Raw genomic sequence first — 9,065 nt, forward strand, 5'->3', positions numbered from 1 at the left:
CCGCGAAGTCCCTGCGAAGTCCTGCGAAGTCCAAGTGTCCGCCCACTCCGTCCAAGGAGTGGGTTTGTCATGCGCCTTGTCAGGTCAGTCATCGGACTTTTAGCGTGACGGCCCATGAGGCCACAGTTCATGGAGTCCATCCGGCGGGGGATCACTCGAAGAACCACTATCCAGTCGGCCGTAGGTGCAGGGGCCGCGCTGGCGCTGGGCGCACCGGCGTCCAATGCCCTGGCCGCCACCGACGACACGGCCCAGTCATCCGATGACCTGAGGCTCTGGTATCGAGCCCCGGCCGCCGACTGGGAACGCGAGGCACTGCCCATCGGCGGCGGCGCGCTCTGCGCCATGGTTTTCGGAGCCCTCGCCAGTGAGCGGCTGCAGCTCAACGAGAAGACGCTGTGGACAGGCGGCCCCGGCGCCGACGGCGGCTACGACTTCGGCAACTGGCGCGCACCCCGCCCCGGCGCCCTCACCACCGTCCGCACGGACCTCGACGACCGGCGCCGACTCGACCCCGAGGCCGTCGCCACCGCGCTCGGCCAGCCCCGGCGCGGCTACGGCGCCCACCAGACCCTGGGCGACCTGCACATCGACGTCGTGGGCGCACCGGACGCCCCCGACGCCTCGTACCGCCGCGCCCTGGACCTCCGCGAAGCCGTCGCGAGCGTCGCGTACACCCACCAAGGCGCCCGTCACACCCGGGAGTTCTTCGCCTCCCACCCCGACGGCGTGCTCGTCGGACGGCTCGGCGCGGACCGCCCCGGCGCCGTCACCTGCACCCTGCGCACCACCTCGCCGCGCGCCGACATCACCGCCGGGGCCGACGGCGACCGCATCACCGTACGGGGTGAACTCGCCGACAACGGCCTGAAGTTCGAGACCCAGATCCGCGTCGCCCACCGGGGCGGGACGCTCGCCGCGGGCGCCGACGGCAGCCTCACGGTCACCGGCGCCGACCACGTGTGGTTCGTCCTCGCGGCCGCCACCGACTACGCCGACACCTACCCGCGCTACCGCGGCGACGACCCGCACCCGGCCGTCACCCGCACCGTCGACGCCGCCCTCGCCCGCGGCCACGAGGCGTTGCGCGCCCGCCACGTGCGCGACCACCGGGCCCTGTTCGACCGCGTCGCCCTGGACCTCGGCCAGGGCCCGCCACCGGATGTCCCCACCGACCAGCTCCTCAAGGACTACGGCCAGGCACCCGCCGCCGACCGGGCCCTCGAAGCGCTGTTCTTCCAGTACGGGCGCTACCTCCTCATCGCGTCCTCGCGCGCCGGCTCACTGCCCGCCAACCTCCAGGGCGGCTGGAACCACAGCACCGCCCCGCCCTGGTCGGCCGACTACCACGTCAACATCAACCTCCAGATGAACTACTGGCCGGCCGAGGCCGCCAACCTCGCCGAGACCACCGCCCCCTACGACCGCTTCGTCGAGGCCCTGCGCGAGCCCGGACGGCGCACCGCACGCGAGATGTTCGATGCCCCCGGCTGGGTCGTCCACAACGAGACCAACCCGTACGGCTTCACCGGCGTCCACGACTGGGCGACCGCGTTCTGGTTCCCGGAGGCCGCCGCCTGGCTCACCGGGCAGCTCTACGAGCACTACCGCTTCAGCGGTTCCACGGACTACCTGCGGCACACCGCCTACCCGGTCCTGAAGGAGGCCGCCGCGTTCTGGCTCGACCAACTGCGCACCGACCCGCGCGACGGCACCCTCGTTGTCACCCCCAGCTACTCGCCGGAGCACGGCGACTTCACCGCCGGGGCCGCCATGTCCCAGCAGATCGTGCACGACCTGTTCACCAACACCCTGGAGGCCGCCCGCGTCCTCGGCGACGAACCCGCCTTCCGCACCCGCCTGGAAGGGGCCCTGGAGCGGCTCGACCCCGGCCTGCGCGTCGGCTCCTGGGGGCAGCTCCAGGAGTGGAAGGACGACCTCGACGACCAGGGCGACGACCACCGGCACGTCTCCCACCTCTACGCCCTGCACCCCGGACGGCAGATCCGCCCCGGCAGCCGGTGGGCGAAGGCCGCCGAGGTCTCCCTGAAGGCGCGCGGCGACGGCGGCACCGGCTGGTCCAAGGCCTGGAAGATCAACTTCTGGGCGCGCCTCCGCGACGGCGACCACGCCCGGAAGATGCTCGGCGAACAGCTCAAGTCGTCCACGCTGCCCAACCTCTGGGACACCCACCCGCCGTTCCAGATCGACGGCAACTTCGGTGCCACGTCCGGGATCGTCGAGATGCTGCTGCAGAGCCAGCACGACGTCATCGACGTGCTGCCCGCGCTGCCCGCGAGCTGGCCGGACGGCTCGGTGCGGGGCCTGCGGGCCCGCGGCGGCGCCACCGTCGACATCACCTGGGCCGACGGCCGCGCCACCCGCGTCGTCGTGCACGCGTCGCGCACCCGTGAACTGACCGTGCGCTGCTCCCTGTTGGCGGGCGGCGAGCGCACCTTCAAGGCGGTGGCTGGCCGCCGCTACGTCGTCCGCTAGCCCGTTCCCGCACGACTGCCCCGTCCCCGTACGACTGTGTCGTTCCCGTACGACGTCGGGCCCGGAGCCTGCCCCCACGCAGGTCCGGGCCCGACGAGCTCAGGCCGTCGCGATCGCCGTCACGCCCCGGACGGCACCACCTTCACGTCGGCGGCGCGCACGAACGCCACCCGGTGGCCGAACTGGATCTCGTAGTACATGTCCTTGCCGCGCACCACGCGGTGCGGGGCGAGGTCGAACGTCGGCGCGTAGAAGTACTCACCGGGGAGCTTGTCGCCCACCGCGTACTTCTGGCCCGCGAGCAGCTTGTACGGCAGCGGCGAGACGGCCTGCACCGGCACCTCGGCCGGGTAGGCCTCCTTCTCCGGGTAGGCGCGGCCGTACACCGGGACGTCGCTCACGCCGTCCTTCGGCGTCAGGACCCAGCCGCGCGCGTCGACGGCCGTCGGCTGCTTCTTCGGGTTCTTGAACCAGGCCTTCTGGCCCAGGTACCAGACGGCCGTCCAGTCGCCCTGACGGTCGGCGACCGCGTACTGCTGGCCCGTCGAGAGACGCGAGCCCATGTCGTTGACGTCGATCGTTGACGGCTCGCCGCCCGGGCGCAGGCCGATGTCCTGGATGAGCGGGGCGTCCTCACGGGGCTCGGTGTAGACGCGCACGGCGCTGGAGCCGTGCGGCACGCACGTCTCGCCCGGCTTGGCGCAGCCCGTGAACTCCGGCTGGTTCCTGCTGAACTCGGGCGCCACCGTGACCAGGCCGCCCTCGGGGCCCGCCGTGCGGTGCAGCGGCTTGCCGAGCAGCTTGAAGTAGTGCTGCCAGTCCCAGTACGGGCCAGGGTCGGTGTGCATGCCGCGGATCGTCGCGGCCGTCGTGCCCGGCACCGTGTCGTGGCCAAGGATGTGCTGGCGGTCCAGCGGGATGCCGTACCGCTTGGCGAGGTACTTCACCAGGCGCGCCGACGAGCGGTACATCGCCTCCGTGTACCAGGTGTCGGGCGCCGTCAGGAAGCCTTCGTGCTCCAGGCCGACCGACTTGGCGTTCACGTACCAGTTGCCCGCGTGCCAGGCGACGTCCTTGGTGCGCACGTGCTGGGCGACGTGGCCGTCGGAGGAGCGCAGGGTGTAGTGCCAGGACACGTACGTCGGGTCCTGCACCATCTTGAGGACGCCCTCCCAGGTGCCCTCGGTGTCGTGCACGACGATGTACTTGACGCCCTGGCTCTTGGGGCGGTCGGCCTTGTCGTGGTTGCCGTAGTCGTTGTCGCCGAACTCCTCGTACGGCGCCGGGATCCACTCGCACGCCAGCGTCTTCGGGCAGTCCGTCCCTGCCGCCTTCGCCTTGCGCAGCCCCATGCCGCGCAACTGGGCGTCCTCCGGGGCGAGTCCGGGCCGGGCGGCCAGCGTCACGCGCTGCCCCGCGTCGGTCGTCCGCGTCTGCCCGTCCCGCATGACAGCGAACACATCGTTGGCGTACGTGGCCGCGCTCGCCCGGTCGTCGGCTCCCGAGAAGCGCGCGATCGCCCCGTACCAGTCGGCCGGGTCGTCGCTGAGCGGCTTGCCCAGGTGCTGCTGCGCGGCGGCGAGGAGGGCCGCGCCGCCCCGGACGTTCGCCGCCGAGTCCTCGCGCAGCCGCTCCGCGGGCAGGCCGCTGAGCTTCGCGGCCCGCTTCAACGTCTTGAACCGGTCCGGGAGCTGGGACTCCGTCGGCGGCTTCGCCTCGGGCCGCAGCGTGGCCCGCGACGCGTCCCCGCGCGGGTCCTCCGCGCCGTCGGCGTGGTGCGGCGCGGAGGCGAGCGCGGTACGGGCGTCAGTGAGGTGCATCGGGCCGTAGCCGCCGGTGACGCTCGGGGCGCCGCCGTGCGCGTCCCAGCGGGACTGGAGGTAGGAGACGCCGAGCAGCACGCTCTGCGGCACGTCGTACTCGGCGGCCGCGGCCGCGAAGGCGCTCTGCAGGCCCCCGGACCCGGCGGCCGCATCGGGCCGGGAGGCGGACGACGAAGGCGCCGCGCCCAGCAGCGGCACCAGCAGCGCGGCCGACGCGAGGGCGCCCGCCGCCCTGACGGCACGTCTGCGCGGGGGCGGGACAGGGGCGGTGACGGATCCTCGCAAGGCAGCCTCCTGGGACTTCCGGGCCGGTGCGGCATGACGGGGCGTGCGGGGCCGGGCGTGCGTCAGTGGTACCGGCTCGCCGACGATCCGTCAATCATGCCCAGCAGCAGGGATTTCCCATGTCAACACCGGTCTGGCGTGTTTTCGCCACGGGCGGTGTCATCGCCTGCGGTGCGTCAGTGGAGTGGACCAATGGGTGGGCGGAGCCGCACGTCAGAGCGCGAGGTGGACCGGTGCGCTCCTGGTCCCCGCCGATGTCGGAGGTGTAGCGCCGGATGTTGATGAGCCAGTCGTCGTAGTCGAACGGGTGGCTCTGCCCTTTGCCGCCCACCCGAAAGGGGGCGGCGACGGCGTGCGGCAGGTCCCCGTGGGGGAGCAGGCCCCACCTCGACCCTCCGGTGTGCCCCAGTGACGAGGGGATCGCCGGTGCGCAAGGGTGATCGGCATGACGATGAGAGCGCGCCCCGTCAGCGGGCCCGAACTGTCCAGTACGCGACCTGCCCACCGTCGTCGCCGCGTCAGCCTGCTGGCGGTGTCCTGCGTCCTGGCCGTGACCGGGCTCGTCGGCACGCTCGGGCAGGCGGGCCCGGCCGTCGCGAAGGCGGGCGGCACGTCGCAAGCGGCGCAGGCCGAGCAGCGTGTGCCACTGGAGCGGCTGGCGCGGGACGTCGTGGCCGCCGGGGCGCCCGGTGTGATCGTGCGGGTGGACGACGGGCGGGGGCGGCCGGTCGAGGTTGTCGAGCAGGCGGCCTGGAGCCGGGCGGAGCAGCGGCTGCGGGCCGGGGACGAGTTCCGGATGGGGTCCAACACCAAGACCATGATGGCCACCGTCGCCCTGCAACTGGTCGCCGAGGGCAGGCTCGCGCTGACCGACCCGGTGGAGAAGTGGCTGCCGGGCCTGGTGCCCAACGGCCGGGCGATCACCCTGCGGATGCTCCTCAACCACACCAGCGGCCTGTACGACTACACCCTGGACCCGGCGCTGCTGCCGTCGATCCTGGGTCAGGAACAGCGGCGCTGGACGTCGGAGCAACTGCTGGCCGTCGGCGTGCGGACCGATCCGCAGTTCCCGCCGGGCGCCAGATGGTCGTACAGCAACACCAACTACGCCGCGGTCGGCGCCGTCCTGGAGAAGGTCACCGGCAAGAGCCTGGCCGAGCTGGTCCGCGACCGGATCACCCGGCCGCTCGGCCTCAAGCACACCTACTTCGCCACGGACTCCACCTGGCGCGGCCGACATGCCCGCGGCTACGAACCCGACGCCGCGCACATGCCACCGGGAGTACCGCCCGAGTTCAGGGAGTACGCCGGGGTGCCCCGCGACGGTCACGTGGACGTCTCCGACAACACCCCCTCGTGGGGCGGCGCGGCCGGAGCGGTGGTGTCCAGCGCCCGTGAATGGGGCCGGTTCTACCACGCCCTGATGTCGGGCGAGCTGCTGCCTGCCGCCCAGCTGGCCCAGATGCGCACCACCGTGCCGATCCGCCCGGACCAGCCGAACGGCCCCGGCGGCGGCCTCGGCATCCAGACCCTCGAGGGCCCGTGCGGCAGGGTGTGGGCCCACGACGGCGGCATCCCCGGCTACTTCAGCACCCACTTCACCGACCCCGGCGGCAAGCGCACGGCGACCGTCCTCATCCCGACGGAGGCCTTCGCCGAGCACCCGGAAGCCTTCCCGAAGATCAACGAGGTGTCGAAGGAGCTGCAGACCACCGCGATGTGCGCCATGTTCGACAAGCCGGCGCCGACCCGCTGAGCGCGGGCCCGCCGGTGCGGACCGGGTCGGCCGATGGGGATCGGGGTCAGCCGGTGTAGACCGGGGGAGTGCGGTCCGCCCAGGGCGTCGCCTGTTCCAGCTGTGCGGCCACCTGCAGCAGCAGGTCCTCGCGGCCGTGCGCGGCGACGAGCTGGACGCCGATCGGCAGGCCCTCGCGGCTCTGGCCGAGCGGCAGGCTGATGGCCGGGTTCCCCGACACGTTGAAGGTGGCGGTGAAGGGCCCGTACGTGAACAGGCGGCGCAGCCAGGAGCGTGCCGTGTGCCCGGAGTGGTCGTAGTTGAGGGTGCCGTGCGGCGCGGGCAGGCGCCCGAGGGTCGGCGTGACGAGCAGGTCGTACTCCTGGAAGAACCGGCCGAGGGACCGCGTCACCTCGTTCTGGGCCTGGGTGGCGCTCATCACGTCGAGGAGCGTGAACTCCTCGGTCTCGCTGAGCACGCGCCGGGACACGGCCTCCAGCTTCGCGGGGTCGGGCCTGCGGGGCGCGCCGCGCAGCACGGCGCCGCCGGTGGTGACGACCGTCAGCATGGCCGCCTCGACGACCGCGTCGCCGTCGAGGTCGAGGCGGGTCTCGGTCACGGCGTGCCCGATCCACTCCAGGACCTGGCCCGCGGTGACCGCCGCGGCGGCGACCTGGCCGTTCACGGTGCCGCCCGTCCAGGGCTCGGTGGTGAGGGCGACGCGCAGGCGGCCGGGATCGGTGCGGAGCGCCTCGGTGTACGGGCGCGCGGGCCGCGGCGCCTGGTACTTGTCGCCGACGGTGGGCGCGCTGACGGCGTCGAGGAGGTGGGCGGTGTCCCGGACGGTGCGGGTGACGGCGAACTCGACGAGCTGGCCGAAGGCGATCTCCCCGCTGGTCGGCCCGCACGGCGTACGGCCGAGACCCGGCTTCAGGCCGACGAGGCCGCAGGACGCGGCCGGGACGCGGATGGATCCGCCCGCGTCGCTGGCGTGCGCCACGGGCACCGCGCCCGCGGCGACCAGGGCGGCCGCGCCGCCGCTCGACCCGCCCACGCCGAGCTTGGGGTTCCAGGGGTTGCGCGTCGGGCCGTACCGCACCGACTCGGTCGCGAAGCTCAGCCCGAACTCCGGCGCGGTGCTCTGCCCGAGCGCCACCAGACCGGCGGCCCGGAACCGGGCCATCAGGTCGTGGTCGACCTGGGCGTACGCGCCGTTGATGGCCCGGCTGCCGATGGTGAACGGCACGCCCTGCGCGAAGGGGCCGCTGTCCTTGATGACGAACGGCACCCCGCCCAGCGGCCCGTCCGGCTCATGGGCGAGGGACGGCTCGAACAACGGCCGGGTGAGCGCGTTGAGTTCGGCGTGCGCCCGCTCAAGGGCCCGGCGCGCACAGTCCTCGACCTCGGCCGGGGTCACCTCACGCGCCCGGATCAGCTCCCGCAGTCCCACCGCGTCGAAGGACGCGTACTCGTCGAGCTCCAGCGGTCCCAGCTCCTTGGTCTGTCCTGGTGGTCGTGCGGGCGGGCGGGCCGGTCAGCGGCGCGGGGCCACGGCGTCGAGGTGGTCGGTGATCTCCCGGGCGACCGTCTCGGTGTGCTCGCTCAGGAAGAAGTGTCCGCCGGCCAGGACCCGCAGCCGAAACGGGGCCACCGTGTGCTGCGCCCAGGCCCTGGCCTCGGCGACCTCGACCAGGGGGTCGCTGTCGCCGGTCAGGGCGAGGACGGGGCAGTTCAGGGGCGGTCCGGGCTGGTAGCGGTACGTCTCGATGGCGTGGTAGTCGCCGCGCATGGCCGGCAGGACCATGCTCAGGACGGCCTCGTCGGCAAGGAGCTCCCCGTCCGTGCCGCTGAGGCGCCGCAGCTCCTCGACGAGACCCTGGTCGTCGCGCAGACGCACGCTCTCCTCGCGTCGACGTGAGGGGGCGCGCCGCCCGGAGGCGAACAGGCCGAGCAGGACGATGCCCCGCGCCTCCAGTCTACGGGCCACTTCGAAGGCCACCGTCGCCCCCATGCTGTGCCCGAGGAACGTCAGCGGCCGGTCCGCCCAGGGCAGCAACTCCTCGGTGACGCGGTCCACGAGGGTCGAAATGTCCGTGATGCAGGATTCGTTCATGCGGTCCTGGCGGCCCGGATACTGCACGGCCAGGACCTCCGCCGCAGGTGAGACCGCGGCGGAGAGCGGGAAGTAGAACGTCGCCGAGCCGCCGGCGTGCGGGAAACAGACGAGCCGGGTGGCCGCGCCCGGCGCCGGATGGAACCGCCGGACCCAGGAGCTGCCGGTCGATGCCATCGTGCTGCCTCTTCCTCGTGACGTCTCAGTGGCTGTTGTGAATGAATCGTGACCATTGTGTGTAACTCATGGTCGAACAGGGGCTACTCTAAGCTCCCGGCGCACTCGGCGTGACACCGGCGGGGGGTCACGTGCGCTGAGGTATATTTCGAGCCACTGTAACGACCGACTGGTGCTGCCGTCTCCGCAGCTCGTACCCACTCGATCACGGAGTCACCGTGAATTCCGGACAAGTGGGAACAGCGGGTGGTGGACGAGGTGTGGAAATCGGCGCTTGACGTTCCGCCCATTCCTAGCTCAATGTGGCGGGCAGTCGTCGGTGCGTGAAGTGGGCGACAGTTCGACGGTGATGAAGCGCCGGTGCACGGGGGACGGGGCGTACGTACACATGGGTCAGCAGCACAATGATGTCATTCGTCACGCCCGTCTCTCCGAT

The 9,065-nt window shown here is 72.5% G+C and carries 5 protein-coding genes; 2 read left to right on the forward strand and 3 right to left on the reverse strand.

All coding sequences use genetic code 11. The features are described from left to right. Positions 1–114: 114 nt before the first annotated feature. On the forward strand, positions 115–2,496 hold the full coding sequence (locus IE274_RS09370) for a glycoside hydrolase family 95 protein (protein WP_229909400.1): 2,382 nt from the start codon (positions 115–117) through the stop codon (positions 2,494–2,496). Between the two features lie 119 nt (positions 2,497–2,615). Here the strand turns inward: IE274_RS09370 and IE274_RS09375 are convergent, their stop codons facing one another. After that, a complete protein-coding gene (locus IE274_RS09375) occupies positions 2,616–4,604 on the reverse strand; it encodes an N-acetylmuramoyl-L-alanine amidase (RefSeq protein ID WP_190115148.1) in 1,989 nt (662 codons plus the stop codon). A gap of 445 nt (positions 4,605–5,049) precedes the next feature. On the opposite strand from IE274_RS09375, the gene IE274_RS09380 reads away from it, so the two are divergent. Further along, on the forward strand, positions 5,050–6,360 hold the full coding sequence (locus IE274_RS09380; RefSeq protein WP_198897932.1) for a serine hydrolase domain-containing protein: 1,311 nt from the start codon (positions 5,050–5,052) through the stop codon (positions 6,358–6,360). Positions 6,361–6,406: 46 nt separating this feature from the next. On the opposite strand, the gene IE274_RS09385 is transcribed toward IE274_RS09380, so the two are convergent. Further along, the gene (locus IE274_RS09385) at positions 6,407–7,789 is read right to left on the reverse strand and encodes an amidase (RefSeq protein WP_190115149.1); all 1,383 of its coding nucleotides are present in this window, start codon (positions 7,787–7,789) and stop codon (positions 6,407–6,409) included. Between the two features lie 84 nt (positions 7,790–7,873). Beyond that, positions 7,874–8,629 carry a thioesterase II family protein gene (locus IE274_RS09390; protein WP_190115150.1) on the reverse strand — a complete coding sequence of 252 codons (756 nt, stop codon included), beginning with the start codon at positions 8,627–8,629 and terminating at the stop codon, positions 7,874–7,876. Positions 8,630–9,065 lie beyond the last annotated feature (436 nt).

It is taken from the genome of Streptomyces flavofungini, assembly GCF_014650815.1.
Classification (GTDB): domain Bacteria; phylum Actinomycetota; class Actinomycetes; order Streptomycetales; family Streptomycetaceae; genus Streptomyces; species Streptomyces flavofungini.